The organism is Dehalococcoidales bacterium, from assembly GCA_041656115.1.
GTDB lineage: Bacteria > Chloroflexota > Dehalococcoidia > Dehalococcoidales > UBA5627 > UBA5627.
Genome location: JBBAED010000001.1, coordinates 102,380 through 119,172 on the forward strand (window position 1 = coordinate 102,380; position 16,793 = coordinate 119,172).

A 16,793-nucleotide genomic window follows, 5' to 3' on the forward strand; every position below is an offset into this window, starting at 1 on the left:
AAAAATGGCTAAGACAAGTTTTGTACCAAATCCGGCAAAAATTAAAGTTATCGGCCTTGGCGGCGGTGGCTGTAATGCCGTTACCCGCATGGTCAGGGAAGAAATTCAGGGCGTTGAATTTATAGCAATGAACACCGACGCGCAGGCACTGGCTATAACGGAAGCCCCCATCAGAATTCAGCTCGGAGAAAAATTAACTCGCGGGCTTGGTGTTGGCGGAGACCATCTCAAGGGTCAGAAAGCAGCGGAAGAGAATAAGGACGAATTAAAAGACCTTATTACAGGGGCCGATATGGTCTTTATCACCGCAGGCATGGGCGGCGGTACCGGAACCGGTTCCGCATCCGTAGTGGCCGAAGTTGCCAAGGAGAGCGGAGCTCTTACGATTGCGGTGGTTACCAAACCGTTCACTTTTGAAGGCGCACATCGCACCGAGGTTGCTAAAGACGGTATCGCCAAATTGTTACCGAAGGTTGATACCCTTATTATCATCCCCAACGACAGATTACTTGACCTCTGCGATCAGAAAACCGGCGTTGACAGCGCCTTTAAGATGGCAGATGATGTTTTACGCCACGGCGTACAGGCGATTTCCGAAGTTATTACCGTCCCCGGCGTAATTAACCTTGACTTTGCCGATGTAAAAGCGGTTATGAAAGATGCGGGTCCGGCTTGGATGTCCATCGGACGCGGCACCGGCAAGAACCGTGCGGTTGATGCAGCCAAAGAAGCGCTGGCCAGCCCGTTACTGGATGTAACCATTGACGGCTCAAAGGGTGTTCTCTTTAATGTTGTCGGCGGTACCGATCTTTCACTCTATGAAGTCAATGAGGCGGCGGAAGTAATCAGACAGGCAGTTGATGCCGATGCCAATATTATCTTCGGTGTAGCCACCGATCCGAGTATGGGCAGCGATGTCAGGATTACTCTTATTACCACCGGCTTTGTTACCAAGACAGAGTTCTCCGATTCAACCGAGGAAGATGAAATCACCAAGCAATTGAAGAACATCAGGACCGAGGACGAATTGGATATCCCGACGTTTATCAGACAGCCGCTCTATAAAAAACAGCAGGTTGTTACTCCGGTTGACAGGATTGTCCATAACGAAAGAAAAACCAGGATGTGGTTTCAATAATTCGATTTAAAAGTCAATCGGATAAATAAGACTTAATAAAAAGCCGCAGGCTCTAACGCCTGCGGCTTTTGCGTTTTTAGATTGTCTTTGCGAGGAACGAGCCCTTGGGCGAGCGACGTGGCAATCTCGCTTTTATCATACTGCTTTTCCCCTTTTGTCATCCTGAATGAAATGAAGGATCTAAGAGGACGGGAAATGTAGACTATGAGGCTGCCTCGGAGTCAAATAAGAGGCATCGTCTGGATGTGATTTGGTAACCGAACACTGCACTATTCGCTAACCCCTAGATTCTTTGCCATGCTCAGAATGACAATAACAGAAACGTCTTTGCGAGGAATGAGCCTTTGGGCGAGTGACGTGGCAATCTCCAAGGAATTTAATCTATATGAGATTCTTCGCTTCGCTCTGAAAGACAGTGGAGTTTATTTATTAGAGATTGCTTCGCTGCGCTCGCAAAGACAAAGAAGAGTTGTTTCCTCCTCTTTATCAAAATAGTCTTGCAAAGACAAAATATTCCCTCTTCTTTTACTCATTAGAAACGGCCTTACAAAGGCAAATTACTGACTAAAAACAACACTTCAAAAAATCTTTAACAATGCTTGACATCCACTACATATTGTGGTACCCTTGCAACGCTAATACTACATAGCGAGGTGGCCCTATGAAATGCCCCTATTGTAAAAGCGCAGATTTAAAAGTGATTGATTCCCGTGACGTCAACGAAGGCATCAGGCGACGCAGGCAATGCCTTAGTTGTAATTCAAGGTTTACTACCTACGAAAGAATACAGCCCAGCAGCCTTTTTATTATCAAAAAGGATATGCGGCGGGAAGAATTTAACAAAGAAAAACTGCTTTCGGGGATTCAGAAAGCCTGCGGAAAGCGACCGCTGCCTATCGGAGCGATTCAAGAGCTTGCCGATAACATCGAAGCCGAGTTATACGGTTTGGGGAAAAGCGAGATAGACAGTTCTAAAGTTGGTGATATGGTAATGGAAGGGTTACGCAAAATGGATTACATTGCCTATATCAGATTCGCCAGCGTCTATCGTGATTTTAGTGATATTACCGATTTAAAACACGAAATAGATGCCTTGGTTAATGCCGGAATAATCAAAAAAAATAAGGCCGGCGGGCAATTGACCCTTTTGCCCGATGATACAACAGGAAAAAATATCCGGAAGGCGGAGAAATAGCTATTATGAGCAAAACCAACAATTCAAAAGAAAAAATAATCGACCGTACGCAAGTTGCCCGAATAATCTTTTCGGCGGCTGATTCGATGGGAATCTCCGACAGGAAGCGGATTGAACTGTTAGCGGGCCAAGTTATCGATAGGCTGGAGCGTCCGCAAACGTTGCCTGGCATGGAAGATTTGGTTCCCAAGAATTACCGCGCACCGCTTTCGGCAACCGAATCCGAAATCTTAAGCGTGGTTAAGGAATTTCTGGCAGACGAGCAACCGGAAGATGAAACTGCCGGTTCGACGGAAGAAATCATATTGCAAACAGGGGATGATGTTTGCGTAGAGATAATACCGGAGGGCTCACAGGCGCTCTCCGCCCATCAAAACAAGACTATTACAAAGGAGAAAGAAGCCATGGTTGTTACTTCACAAGCTTCTCAAGGAGTTAGTTTAACCGACAATGCCCTTCAGGTGTTGGAAAGAAGATATCTAAAAAAAGATAAGCAGGGGAATCTGATTGAAACCCCCGAAGAATTATTCCGCCGTGTGGCACATACCATTGCCGCGGCGGAGACTGAATACGGCACCAAAACCGCTGCCAAAAAGTGGGAAGAGACCTTTTATAATTTAATGACTAATCTCGAATTCCTGCCCAACTCGCCGACGCTAATGAATGCGGGCAGAGAGCTGGGGCAGCTTTCGGCCTGTTTCGTACTGCCGATTGAGGATTCGATGGAATCTATTTTTGAAACCGTTAAAAATACGGCCCTTATCCACAAAAGCGGCGGCGGTACCGGTTTTTCTTTCTCCAAATTGCGTCAAGAGATGGACAGGGTCGGCACAACCGGCGGCGTCGCCAGTGGGCCGGTTTCCTTTATGAGGGCTTTTGATGTTGCAACCGATGTAATTAAACAGGGCGGTACGCGCCGCGGTGCCAATATGGCTATTTTAAGCGTCGATCACCCCGATATTATCAAGTTTATTACCTCAAAAGAAGATATGGTTTCTTTAACCAATTTCAATATTTCGGTAGCGGTTACCGCCGATTTTATGAAAGCGGCCCAAAACGGGGCGGATTACAATCTAATTAACCCGCGTACCAAAGAAGTTGTCGGTAAGCTCAATGCCAAGACGGTGTTTGAAAAGATGGTGGAGCTTGCCTGGAAAACGGGCGATCCGGGGATTATCTTTATCGAACGCATCAATCGCGATAACCCCACCCCGCACCTCGGGCAAATAGAAAGCACCAATCCGTGCGGAGAACAGCCGTTATTGCCTTATGAATCCTGTAATTTGGGTTCAATTAATCTAACAAAAATGCTGGTTGAAAAGGACAGCATGTTTGAAATTGATTATAACAAGCTGGCGCAGACCGTAAAAGCGGCGGTGCGTTTCTTGGATAATGTGATTGATGTTAATAAGTACCCGATTCCCGAAATCGGTGAGATGACCCGTAAAACACGTAAAATCGGCTTGGGAGTGATGGGTTTTGCCGATATGCTTCTGAAACTGGGCGTTCCCTATAACTCGGAAAAGGCGTTAATGCTGGCGGGGGATATAATGGGCTTTGTCGATAAAGAAGCCCTCGCTTATTCATCTGTTTTAGCAGACGAACGCGGGGTATTTCCGGCATTTGAGGGCAGTGTTTACGATGTTGAGGGTGGTATTAAAGTTAGAAACGCTTCCAGAACAACAATTGCGCCAACCGGCACGCTAAGCATTATTGCCGGTTGCTCCAGCGGCATTGAACCGCTGTTTGCGCTAAGTTATATCCGCAACATTCTCGACGGTACCAAGATGGTTGAGGTTAACCCCTATTTTGAACAGGTTGCCAGAGAGGGCGGGTTCTACTCCGACGAGTTAATGAAAAAACTGGCCAGCGGCGAACATTTGGCCGATATCGAAGGCATTCCCGCAAAGATAAAAGAAGTTTTTGTAACGGCGCATGAAATCGATACCTCATGGCATATCTGGATGCAATCGGCGTTCCAGAAACACACCAACAACGCCGTTTCCAAAACGGTTAATTTTGCCAGAGAGGCGACCCAAGGTGACATTGCGCGCGTTTATATGATGGCCTATGAAGAAGGGTTAAAAGGGATTACCATTTATCGCGATGGCAGCCGTGACGGACAGGTCCTTTCAACCGGCTCGCAAAAGAAAGAAGAAAAAGCGGCGGCTGTGGTTGAGCATACCCCTCGCCGCAGAGCCAAGGTAACCACCGGCTTTACGGAAAAGGTCAATACCGGCTGCGGACACCTCTATGTTACCGTTAACTCCGACGAGCACGGTATTTGCGAAGTGTTTTCCAGTTTAGGCAAATCGGGCGGGTGTGCTTCGGCGCAGCTGGAAGCTATTTGCCGTTTAATCTCGCTTGCTTTAAGATCGGGGATTGAGGTTAGCTCACTGGTTAAACAGCTTGAAGGTATTCGCTGCCCGTCTATTGCTTGGGAGGGCGGCAAATCAACCCTTTCCTGTGCCGATGCCATCGCCGGTGTTTTGGATGGCCATTTTAAAGCAACCAATGGCAGCGAGGAAGCGGCTGAAAAGCCGGTTAAAGATTACGGGCTTGTAAAAAATATTGCCGGGCAATGCCCCGATTGCGGAAGTATCCTTGTTTTTGAGGAAGGCTGTTTTAAATGCCCCGGCTGCGGTTATACCAAATGTTAATTTCGTTTAGAATTATTTAGTGCCGGTTTTTACCCGCTCCTTTTGGGGAGCGGGTATTTTTATGTTTTCTATCGTTACTTTTTCGTTTGAGACGGGTCTAAGGTTGAATATTAATTTTCCAGGCGTTATATTCATAGGTGATAATATTTAATTACAGTTAGGAAAAATGAGCAGGGATAAATACAGTAAAGGGGAAGATTTAGTCCGCAAAGAGCAAGGCACAATCGTTAAAAATTGGGGCGGCAGGCTTCCTGTCGGTTTAATTTATCCCAATTCTTATTATATCGGGATGTCGAATCTGGGGATGCAATTCCTTTATCGGATGCTAAATGCCTATGGCGATGTTGTTTGTGAACGTATTTTCTATGAAGAAGGGATGCTTTACAGTTTGGAAAATTTACGTGAGATAAACGAATTCCCGGTTCTGGCCTTTACGGTTTCCTATGAATTGGATTATTTTAATGTAATCGACCTTATTAAACAAAGCGCAATCTCTTTATATGCCGAAGAACGCAATGCAAACGACCCGATTATAATTGCCGGCGGACCTTGTATTATTTCCAACCCCGTGCCGCTGGCTCCTTTTTTGGATTGTATGTGTATCGGGGAAGCCGAGGCTCTTATGCCCTCTATGTTACCGGTGCTTGCCGATGTCAATCTTACACGTGACCAAAAACTGGAAGCCCTTTCAAATTTGCCGGGATTGTATGTTCCGCAGTTTTATACCGGTAAAAAAATTATTCGCCAATATTTATCGGAATTGGAAGATATACCTGTAACCGCGGTATTAACAACCGAAACCGAGCTGGGGAATTTGTATCTGATAGAGGCTGAACGAGGCTGCAATTGGGGCTGTCGTTTTTGTATGGTGGGGAAGGCCTTTAGTCCGATACGTTTCCATTCCGCCGAAAGCATTATTAAACAGGCCAAGGAGGGGGTGGAATTCCGGGACCGCATCGGATTGGTGGGGGCGGTCGTTTCCGACCATCCGCAAATTGAAGAGATAATCGCTGCCATCCGCGGTTTGGGGGCGGGGATATCAATTAGTTCAATGCGTATCAAACCTCTCTATGAATCGGTATTAAAAGCGATTGTGGAAAGCGGGGCGCAAACCCTAACACTGGCGCCGGAAGCCGGTTCACAGCGTTTGCGCGATGTAATTAACAAACGTATCAGCGAAGATGACATAATCCAAGCAGTTGAGAAGGTTACGGAGTATCCGCTTAAAACGCTTAAGTTTTATTTTATGATCGGACTGCCTTCGGAAACCGACGAAGATGTGCAGGAAATAGTAACGCTGGTCTTAAAATGTAAGGATATCCTTGTTAAGAAATTAGCCGGTTGCCGTATCGATATCAATGTTGCTCAGTTTATTCCTAAAGCAGGGACACCCTTTCAGTGGATGCCGATGGCGGATGAGAAAATATTAAATAGACGTTTGACCTTTCTTAAAAAGAAATTGATTCCGCTGGGAGTGCAGGTTAAGAATGAAAGTACGGCTTGGAGTTTGGTACAAGCGGTGTTATCGCGAGGCGACAGTAAAATAGCGGAATTACTTGCCGCTGTTGAATCGGTTACGCTTTCGGAATGGAAACGTAAGGCTAAAGAGCTGGAAATAGACCTTGATTATTATACTGTTAGGGAGTGGGATACCGCAGAGAAGCTCCCGTGGGGATTTATCGACTGCGGGACCGATAAAGACAAACTGCAGACGGAATTTGAACGGGCGACACTGTTTTAGAAGTGGGACGATGCCTCTTTTTTTGCTTCGCTACGCTTGCAAAGACAAAGGTTTAGCCGTTCGTGGTGAGCCTGTCGAACCATAACGGCGCACGAACAGTAATCCTCATTTCTCCCCGTTCTTTGGACCCTTCGACAGGCTCAGGGCGAACGGTTTTTTATTATCCTGCCTTTCACTTTTGTCATCCTGAACGCAGTGAAGGATCTAAGAGGACGGGAAATCTAGGCTATGAGGTCACCTTCAGAAACAAGACAGAGGCATCGTCTGGATGTGATTTGCTAACCGAACGCTACACTATTCGTTAACCCCTAGATTCTTCGACAAGCTCAGAATGACAATAGTAGTAACGTCTTTGCGAGGAGTGAGCCGTTAGACGAGTGACGTGGCAATCTAATATGAATTTATATGAGATTGCTTCGCTGCGCTCGCAAAGACAAGGTAGTTATCCCAGCCGTTCGTGGTGAGCCTGTCGAACCATAACGGCGGACGAATAGTAATCCTCGTTTCCACCCGTTCGTTTGACCCTTCGACAAGCTCAGGATAACAAATCCTACTTACCCGTCGCTTTCCGCGGCGTATAACTTCTCCCGGCTTCCACAAGCAGCGCCAGGCTCATCAAAAAATCATCGTGCCCTTGAGACGGATCAACAAAAAAGTTCATCAATTGGTTGGGTCGATAAAAACTTCGTGCTTTCTCAATCTGTTCCCAAAATTCGGCGTATTCCGCAGACCCATCTCCTTGATACATCTTCAATCGTCCGGAATTAACGGCAGCCAGCAGATTAAAGCCCAATTGCGATTTGGAGCTTGAACTAAAGACAAAAGGGATAACCTTTGCTCCCAGCGCTTTTCTTAAAAAAGAGCTCACTGTCAGCCCGATACCGGTAGAATCAATTACAATCTTACGGCAGTTCCAGATATTGCCCAAAATATCGGCCAGCTGCGGATACAAATCGGTATGCTTCTTACCGTTCCAACGATAATGTTCGACGATTTTAAGCCTCGGCTCGTTTTGTACACTGTCTAAAGCGGAATAATCAAGTTCACCTACGGTTATCACCGTTGAATCCTGCTTCGGATTTAAGGTTTTTAGAAGATAATCTTCCGCCGCTTCACCGGCAATATCGACCCCCGCAACATAAACTTTGCCCCTCTCCGGCCGGTTTAACCTTTGATGGTTTCCCTGTAACTGTGCTCTTTGCTGTGCGTCCAGAAAACCGCCTCCTCCGCTAATCGGCAGTAGACGGTATTGAGTACGAAAAAGAGGATGATTTTCTCCGAGCCGCGCCCTTTCCGTTTCTATGTATTGCAGATAGTCAGGGTTATATTTTGCCACTTCCTGCCAATCGTAACGATAATGCCGTTTAATTCCGTCTTTCTTTTCCAGTTCCAGATTATGTTGCTTGATTTCTTCAAGGAGTGTCTGCTCGTCCCAAGCGGTGCCGTAATGCACGGTGGTTACGTTGGTTGTACTGCCCATCGGTTTAAAGTCTTTGTTATATTTATCTTTGCCGATATCTTGCGATTCATCGATTTCCAGCAGTATATGAGCGGTATTCCCGACGACATTGGCCGATTCCTCTGCCGAAAGGAAAACAGCGCGGCAAAAACCCAGCCTGATAATATGCCCCTGCTCGGTTGTATAAATACCGGTAAAACCGGCATCAATGAGCCTATCCTTGAGCCTTGACATTGAAATCAGCGCTTGCGGCTTAAAGGTCGGGGCGCACTTAATCAGATTTTTAGAGTTTGGCATAAAGATAGTCATCAACAGCAGTTCTATTTGTGCCGAAAGCTCATTCTTACCCCCTTGGCGTGCTATTTCCACCGAAAAGGTATGTCCTTTGCGATTCAAAACACTCCCTAATACGGCGACGGCAATTTCTTTTTGATAGGGGCGTAATCTATTTATCAAATATCTTCCCGATGGTGATACCGAGCGGCAAGGCAATATCCCTTAAAACATTTGCAATCGCCTCTTTAAGCCCGCTTTTATCGTTTTTATCGATACTGTATCTGGTTCTGACCAAACCGCCGAGAGTGGTTAGAGCTTTCATAATTAAATCCATATTTTCCGGGTCGTGCCTTAATACAGACTTAATTTTGGTTCGCAATAAGGCTATTTCATCGTCAATACCGTAAACGACGGTTGCCATTTCAAAATCATTTTGTTCATCTTCGTCAAGCACTCGCGAGTAAAAACCGTGCTTGCGAGCATATTGGTTGCCTATCGGTGCGCCTTTTCTTGTTCTTTCAGTCAATTCTTTACTCCTTTACACCAAATTGTTCTCCGCTTATTTACGGCGATAATAATAGCACATATGTTCTTAGCATTATATGAAATATTGTCGTTATTTTGTGACTTTTGTCTGGTACAAGGTATTATTAATGTTGTATAATAACGTCATACACAGGGATGTATAAATTAATTTATGGAGGTTGTACATGAAAATTATTACCCTTTGTGGCGAAAAGAGCTGCTGCCCGGTGGTAAAAATCGACGAAGAAAAGGTCGAAATCGGTGAAGAAGGAAACCTCTGCGTTCTGAAAAGAAGCGAATGGGAGACCCTGAAAAAGAAAATTTTGGAGAATGAAGCCTAGTTTAAAGCGCTTTTACGTGGAAGAGGGCGGGGATAAAAACCCTGCCCTCTTTTTATTTACCCGAAAATTGAACCATAACGGCTGACGGATTGTAATCCTCGTTTTCTCCCCGTTCGTTGAACCCTTCGACAAGCTCAGAATGACAATAATAGAAACGTCTTTGCGAGGAATGAGCCTTTAGGCGAGTGACGCGGCAATCTCATTTTGTCATCCTGAACGCAGTGAAGGATCTAAGAGGACAGGAAGTATAGGCTATGAGGTCGCCTCAGAAACAAAAAAGAGGCATCGTCCAGACGTGATTTGCTAATCGAACGGTATACTATTCGCTAACCCCCAGATTCTTCGACAAGCTCAGAATGACAAGTTATAATCGTCTTTGCGAGGAGCGAGCCTTTAGGTGAGCGACGTGGCAATCTCCTACGAATTTATTAGAGATTGCTTCGCTACGCTCGCAAAGACAAAGGTAATGTCATCCTGCTTTTCCCATTTGTCATCCTGAACATAGTGAAGGATCTAAGAGGACGGGAAGTGCAGGCTATTAGGTTGCCTCGGCATCAAAGAAGAGGCATCGTCCTACGATTAAATCCGCAACCGAACACTGCACTATCCGCTAACCCCTAGATTCTTCGGCAGGCTCAGAATGACAATAATAGAAATGTCTTTGCGAGGAATGAGCCTTTAGGCGAGTGACGCGGCAATCTCCAAGGAATTAATCTATATGAGATTGCTTCGCTGTGCTCGCAAAGACAAGGGGAATTGCTTCGCTACGCTCGCAAAGACATGATAGCAAAGACAAAGGAGAGATGCATCGCTTTCCTATCGAGAATGGTCTTACATGAGTAAAATTAATTTCCCTCCACATCGAACAAGCTTAATTAAATACGGTGTAGCTTAATTTAAAGCTCTGGTTTATAATATCTAATAAACAAACCTTTTTGTTAAGTTTTAGAACCGGCATACGCCCTGATTGTTGCTTAAAAGGAGTTCAATTAATATATGCGCTTATCACAGTTATTCGGAAAGACTCAAAGGGAGATTCCGGCAGAAGCCGATACAGTCAGCCATCAACTGATGCTGCGTACCGGCATGATTCGCCAGCTTACCGCCGGTGTTTATTCGTATTTACCGTTGGCGCTTCGTGCGTTGTATAAAATAGAAAATATTATCAGAGATGAAATGGACAAAGCCGGCGGGCAGGAAATATGTATGCCGGTCTTACAACCGATTGAACTCTGGGAAAAATCGGGTAGGGTTAGCGGATTTGGGAAAAATCTGTTCCGCTTATATGACCGCAAAGAACGCGAATTGGCGCTGGGGCCCACTCATGAAGAAGTTGTGACCGATTTGGTTGGGCGCACCGTTCAGAGTTACCGTGAACTGCCTTTGCTTTTATACCAAATCCAAACCAAATTCCGTGACGAACTGCGTCCCAGAGGCGGGCTGGTACGCGTACGTGAATTTGTGATGAAAGACCTTTACAGTTTTGATACCGATGCCGAAGGGTTAGATATCAGTTACCGTAAAATGGTTACCGCTTACGAAAATATCTTTGCCAGATGCGGGCTGCCGGTTATTATGATTGAAGCCGATAGCGGAGCAATCGGAGGCAAAGATTCCAATGAATTTATGGCCGTTTCCGAAATGGGCGAAGATGAAATTATCTACTGCAAAAATTGCGGGAATGCCGCTAATGCCGAAAAGGCAAAAAGTATCAAACCCGAAGCCAACAACGGCGAACCGCTGGCGACGGAGGAAGTTGCCACCCCCGGTTGTAAAACTATCGCAGAAGTGTGTAACTACTTGGGAATCGAACCGATAAATACGTTAAAAGCCGTTTTCTATGTTGCCGACGAAGAATTTATTTTTGTTTGTTTGCGCGGCGATATAGATGTAAACGAAGTAAAATTAAAGAACCTTTTACGCTGTGCCGAACTAAGGCTGGCAACCGAAGAAGAAGTTACCGCCAAAGGGATAGTTGCCGGATTTGCATCGCCAATCGGGCTCAAGAACGTGAAAGTTGTGGTTGATGAATCGGTTGGCGTCGGAACAAACTTTGTTGCCGGCGGCAATAAAACCGATTTTCATATTAAAAACGTCAACTTCCCCAGGGATTTTGAAGCTGATTTAATTGCCGATATTGCGCTGGCAGCCGTCGGTGACGGTTGTGCAAAATGCGGTTTCGAATTATCTGTTGATCGCGGTATAGAGTTAGGGCATGTATTTAAACTGGGGACTTTCTTAAGCGAAAAGCTGGGAGCCTATTATATTGACGCAAACGGCGAATCAAAACCGATAGTGATGGGCTGTTACGGTATCGGTGTCGGCAGGTTAATGGCAGCCGCCATTGAGGTTAACCATGACGATAAAGGCATTATTTGGCCTAAAAATATTGCCCCCTATCAGGTTCATATTTGCCCGCTATTTATGGAAAACTTACAAGTTGCCGAAAAAGCGGAGGAACTCTACAAAGAATTGGAACTCTGTGGCATAGAGGTACTTTACGATGACCGCAACGAATCTACCGGAATTAAATTTAACGATGCCGACCTTTTAGGAATTCCGCTGCGAATTACCGTTAGCCCGCGTTCACTGGAAAAAGGGTGCATCGAAATAAAGCGGCGTTCGGAAAAAACGGCGGAGCTTATTCCCGTTAACGAAGCGATTGAAAAGGTTAAGGCAATACTGGCGGGCTAGCTCAGCCCGGCTTTTTCCGATTTTTTGTTATTTATTGCTATAATAAAGACCTAAACATTACAAAAAAGGATGGGGAAATATTTATGTTTGCAATGTTTGCTAAATTAAAGAGATTTTTCTTCTCGGCATTAGTGGGAGCAATCGGAATCGGTGTGGCCGGAGTCCTTTTTGCATACCTCAACGGAATGGATGACGGGAGCACTTTGCTATGGATTTTGGGGTGGCTTCTGATTGGTTTTATTGTTAACGTTACCATCGGATTTGTGGTAAGCGGTAATAAACTGTCTAAGTTTGTAATGTGGGGTATTATCGCCGGTGTTGTGGCCGGATTCTTATCGGCTGACCCGAGTTATGACCTTTGGATGAAAATGGGAATCATTGGGCTTACTCTCGGTATCGGAATCGGCATTGCCGGTGTTTCTTATACACCGCCGGCAGATAAAAAACCTGCACCGAAACAAAAAGAAGAGCCAAAAGATCCCAGAAATATCCCCTGTGATGAATGCGGTTCACTTGTAGCGGAAGACGACAACTTCTGCCACGAATGCGGCACCGAATTTGAAGAATAGCTTCTAAAAAAATAGAACAAAATGAAAACGCCCTGCCGATAACCGACAGGGCGTAATTTTTACCGAAACAAACCGATTACGCTCTTAATGTTACCCCAAGTGCGCCTTGCAGTTTTTTCAGGATTTGCTCAAGGACTTTATCCACCGCGACATCGGTAAGCGTCTGCTCCGCGGATTGGAAAAGCAGTCTGTAAGCAACTGATTTTTTACCGGCCTCAACCTGCTTACCGGTATAAACATCAAAAAGGATTACTTCGTTTACCAAAGAAAACTTTTTAATGATATCGACAATCTGTTTATGGGTTACATTGTTATCCAAAACAAGGGCAATATCCCTAATCACGGACGGGAAACGAGCAATCGGTTTATAACCGCCGGAACGTAAAGCAAACGAGAGAAGCGTTGAAATATTCAGCTCAAACATAAAGATCTTCCCGGTAATATCAAAGGCCGCAGCCACCTTGGGGTGGACCTCTCCGAGAACACCGATTTTACTGCCGCTAACAACAATTTCCGCCTGATGTCCGGGGCGTAAGCTGTCGTCGTCACTTGCTTTAAAATCCGCTCTGACATACAAAGAGGAAAGCAGGCTTTCCGCAACACCCTTTACCGTAAAGAAATCAAACGGCGGGGTATTAGTCGGCCAAACCTTTTCCTGCTCGGGATTATACATCAGCCCACAAAGGATTTCGGGTTCATTCGGCAGGTTATTATCACGCTTAATATAAATGCGATTCAGTTCAAAAATGCGTACCGGGCCTTCTTCGTGCCTTAAATTGGATTCCAATATCGCTAAAAGCCCGCTTCGTAAATTGGTGCGCAGATATTCTTGCTCGGCGCTCATTGCGTTGTACAATTTAACCGGTTCTTTTTGCAAAGCGTTTGAAGCATAAGCCTTCGCCAGCATTTCTACATTGGTTAAAGAATAGTTAATCACCTCATCAAAACCAAAACCGACTAAGGTTTGCCGTACACGGTTTTTGAGGTCCATCAAATAGTTCGGCTCCTGATGAGCAATCGAACCGCTCAGAAGTGTAGTGGGAATATTTTCATAACCGATAATGCGTGCCAGCTCTTCGATAACATCAACTTCAATATTGATATCGCTGCGCCAGCAAGGGGCTTTAACCGAATATTCACTGTCGGATTCGATATTAACCTCAAATCCCAGCCCTTTAAGCGTGGCAAGCACTTGTTCGTTACTGAATTCAACACCGAGAATGCGTTTTATTTCACTGCGGCGCAAAATCAAGGGCTTTTGTTCGTATTTTTGCGGATAGACATCTACAATTCCCTTTGCCGCACAGCCGCCCGCGATTTGCAATATCAGCTGAGTTGCGCGTCGCAGGGCGTAAACGGTTAAGTCGGGGCGAATCCCCCTCTCAAACCGCATACTGGCTTCGCTCACAAGCTTTAGGCTATGACTGGTGTAATGAATACTTGCGGAATTGAAGTTAGCAGATTCGATTAGTATTGAAGCGGCATTTTCCGTTATATCGCTGTTTGCCCCGCCCATCACACCGGCAATCGCAACCGATTTTTCGCCGTCGGTAATCATTAATGTATTTTCGGTTAATTTACGCTCAACGTCGTCGAGTGTTCGGATAACTTCGCCACATTGGGCACGGCGAATAACTATTTTATTGGTTTTTATTTTATCGTAATCGAAACTGTGTAAGGGTTGCCCGTACTCCAACATTACGTAGTTTGTAATATCAACGATATTACTGATTGGGCGAATACCGCAAGCCGTTAAACGCTGCTTAAGCCATTCGGGCGATTCCTCTATTTTGACCCCGGTTATTAAACTTGCCGAATAGCGCGAGCATAAATCTTGGTCTGCGATTGATATTGAAACTTGCCCTTCTATCGCTTCACCGACTTCATCATAAGTTAAATCCGGTAGTTTCACTTTTTTATCGGTAATTGCCGCCACTTCCCAAGCAACACCGATTACGGACAGTAAATCGGGGCGGTTGGGGGTAACATCTATATCAAGAATAATATCGGAAAGAAACTCGGCTAAACCTTTCCCTAAAGGTGCTTCCGGCGCCAATACCAAAATCCCCTCATGTTCATCGGATAAGCCCAGTTCTCTTTCGGAACAAACCATACCGCAGGATTCAACACCGCGAATCTTTGCCGGTTTTAGAATCGATTTTTCTCCGGTATATCCGTCAATCAAATTAGCGCCAATCGATGCATAGGCAATTTTATCGCCGACGGTGAGGTTGGGGGCACCGCAAACTACTGTTTGCAGCCCGCTTCCGGTATCGACGGTGGCAAGTCTTAACCTATCGGCGTTGGGGTGGGGGTCAATAGCAGCAATTTGTCCGATAATAACGCCTTCCCAGCTTTCCCCGATATATCTGATTTCGGATTCGGTCCCCGACATTGTCAGCGCATGTGCCAACTCTTTGGGGGATAAATCTATATCTACATAATCTTTAAGCCACTTAATAGGTATCTTCATAATTAAAACTGCCTCAAAAATCTAAGGTCGTTGCCGTAAAAGAGCCGTATGTCGTCTATTCCGTAACGTAACATCGGAATCCTTTCAATACCCATACCAAAAGCAAATCCGCTGTAAACGGTCGGGTCGATTCCAACCCCTTCCAAAACCCTCGGATGAACCATTCCGGCACCGAGTATCTCCAGCCAGCCGCTGTTACTACATACGCGGCAGCCGACACCTTTACAAACAATACATTCGATTGACATCTCCACACCGGGTTCAACAAACGGGAAGAAATCGCAGCGGAAACGTGCTTTGCGATCCGAACCGAAATAACGGCGGACAAATTCGTAAAGTGTGCCCTTTAAGTCTGCTAAAGTAATCCCTTTATCGACTGCCAATCCTTCAATTTGGGTAAACATTGGGATATGGGTGGCATCAATCGCCTCATATCTGTAAACCTTACCGGGAACAACAATCCGCAGCGGCGGCTCGATTTGCTCCATTACACGGACCTGCATCGGCGAGGTATGAGTCCTAAGAAGCATCGGCCGTTCGCCCTGTTCGTTCTCATAATCCACCCAAAGTGTCTGCATATTATCGCGCGCCGGATGTTCTTTGGGGATATTAAGCATATCGAAGTTATAACGGTCCCATTCTACTTCGGGGCCCTCGACAACCTGAAAACCCATCGAAATAAATATGCGGCACATTTCATCGATAACTTGTGAAATGGGGTGTAGCTGCCCAATCGGCGGCTTGCGCCCCGGCAGTGAGATATCAATGGCTTCTTCGCCTTTGGCGGAAACCATTTTTTCACCAAGCACGGTTTCTTTTTCTTTTAAGATGGCTTCCAGTTCCTGCTTAAGCTGATTGGCGCGACCGCCAACGGTCTTCTTTTCTTCAATAGATAAGGCTGCCAGCCCACGCAAGACCTCATTAAGCCTGCTTTTTTTGCCCATATATTGAACCCGCCATAAATCCAGTTTTTTGTTGTCGTCTATGGCGTCAAGTTCGCAAACGGCTTGCTGTTTCAGTTCTTCCAGTTGTTCTAAAATACTCATTTTCTTTAATTCTTGCTTTGTTTTTATTTGAGGATTATATGCCATTGTGACTGGGAGGGTCAAATTCTGAGAGGTTTTGTTTAGAGTTATGTTGCTTTTTGTTGTCTTGGGCGCTCTTTTTATCATTCTGAGTACCATCTCATTTGTCTTTGCGAGCGCAGCGAAGCAATCTCTAATAAATCAAGAGGTATTCATTTGTTGGAGATTGCCACGTCACTCGCCTAAAGGCTCGTTCCTCGCAAAGACGTTACTATTATTGTCATTCTGAGCTTGTCGAATAATCTGGGGGTTAGCGGATAGTGTAGTGTTCGGTAACGTATTTTAGGACAGGACTATGTCTCTTTTTTGATTCTGAGGGTACCTCATAGTCTATATTTCTCGTCCTCTTAGATCCTTCATTTCATTCAGGATGACAAAGAGGAAAAGCAAGGTGACAAAAAAAGCCCGTTCGCCCTGAGCTTGTCGAAGGGTCCAACGAACGGGTGAAAACGAAGATTACCATCCGACCGCCGTTATGGTTCGACAGGCTCACCACGAACGGCTGAGGTATTTCTTTTTGTCTTTGCGAGTGCAGCGAAGCAATCTCTAATAAATCAAGAGGTATTCATTTGTTGGAGATTGCCACGTCACTCGCCTGACGGCTCATTCCTCGCAAAGACGTTTATAACTTGTCATT

At 45.5% G+C, this 16,793-nt stretch carries 11 protein-coding genes; 7 read left to right on the plus strand and 4 right to left on the minus strand.

The features are described from left to right. Positions 1-4 precede the first annotated feature (4 nt). The 4 genes from ftsZ (at position 5) to WC958_00505 (ending at position 6,734) form a co-directional block, all read left to right on the plus strand. Positions 5-1,138, plus strand: coding sequence for a cell division protein FtsZ (gene ftsZ / locus WC958_00490; GenBank protein MFA5628732.1), 1,134 nt, complete (start codon positions 5-7; stop codon positions 1,136-1,138). Positions 1,139-1,799: 661 nt separating this feature from the next. Further along, positions 1,800-2,333, plus strand: a complete 534-nt coding sequence (gene nrdR / locus WC958_00495) for a transcriptional regulator NrdR (GenBank protein ID MFA5628733.1) — start codon at positions 1,800-1,802, stop codon at positions 2,331-2,333. Between the two features lie 404 nt (positions 2,334-2,737). Continuing rightward, positions 2,738-4,993, plus strand: a complete 2,256-nt coding sequence (locus tag WC958_00500; protein ID MFA5628734.1) for a vitamin B12-dependent ribonucleotide reductase — start codon at positions 2,738-2,740, stop codon at positions 4,991-4,993. A gap of 166 nt (positions 4,994-5,159) precedes the next feature. Further along, positions 5,160-6,734 (plus strand): radical SAM protein, encoded by a 1,575-nt coding sequence (locus tag WC958_00505; protein ID MFA5628735.1) that lies wholly within the window; start codon positions 5,160-5,162, stop codon positions 6,732-6,734. A 550-nt stretch (positions 6,735-7,284) separates the two neighbouring features. On the opposite strand, the gene WC958_00510 is transcribed toward WC958_00505, so the two are convergent. Both WC958_00510 and WC958_00515 read right to left on the minus strand, forming a co-directional pair. Beyond that, positions 7,285-8,649 (minus strand): hypothetical protein, encoded by a 1,365-nt coding sequence (locus WC958_00510; GenBank protein ID MFA5628736.1) that lies wholly within the window; start codon positions 8,647-8,649, stop codon positions 7,285-7,287. Then, on the minus strand, positions 8,639-8,995 hold the full coding sequence (locus WC958_00515; protein MFA5628737.1) for a hypothetical protein: 357 nt from the start codon (positions 8,993-8,995) through the stop codon (positions 8,639-8,641). Before WC958_00515 ends, WC958_00510 begins: the two co-directional genes overlap by 11 nt. A gap of 184 nt (positions 8,996-9,179) precedes the next feature. On the opposite strand from WC958_00515, the gene WC958_00520 reads away from it, so the two are divergent. From WC958_00520 to WC958_00530, 3 genes are all read left to right on the plus strand, one after another. Then, positions 9,180-9,335, plus strand: a complete 156-nt coding sequence (locus tag WC958_00520) for a hypothetical protein (protein ID MFA5628738.1) — start codon at positions 9,180-9,182, stop codon at positions 9,333-9,335. Between the two features lie 996 nt (positions 9,336-10,331). Next, the gene (locus tag WC958_00525; GenBank protein MFA5628739.1) at positions 10,332-12,029 is read left to right on the plus strand and encodes a proline--tRNA ligase; all 1,698 of its coding nucleotides are present in this window, start codon (positions 10,332-10,334) and stop codon (positions 12,027-12,029) included. Between the two features lie 83 nt (positions 12,030-12,112). Then, positions 12,113-12,598: a zinc ribbon domain-containing protein gene (locus WC958_00530; GenBank protein ID MFA5628740.1), complete on the plus strand. Its 486-nt coding sequence runs from the start codon at positions 12,113-12,115 to the stop codon at positions 12,596-12,598. A 76-nt stretch (positions 12,599-12,674) separates the two neighbouring features. Here WC958_00530 and pheT read toward each other — a convergent pair whose 3' ends face one another. Together pheT and pheS are read right to left on the minus strand one after the other, a co-directional pair. Beyond that, a complete protein-coding gene (pheT, locus tag WC958_00535; GenBank protein MFA5628741.1) occupies positions 12,675-15,071 on the minus strand; it encodes a phenylalanine--tRNA ligase subunit beta in 2,397 nt (798 codons plus the stop codon). A 2-nt stretch (positions 15,072-15,073) separates the two neighbouring features. Next, a complete protein-coding gene (pheS, locus tag WC958_00540) occupies positions 15,074-16,117 on the minus strand; it encodes a phenylalanine--tRNA ligase subunit alpha (GenBank protein ID MFA5628742.1) in 1,044 nt (347 codons plus the stop codon). Positions 16,118-16,793 lie beyond the last annotated feature (676 nt).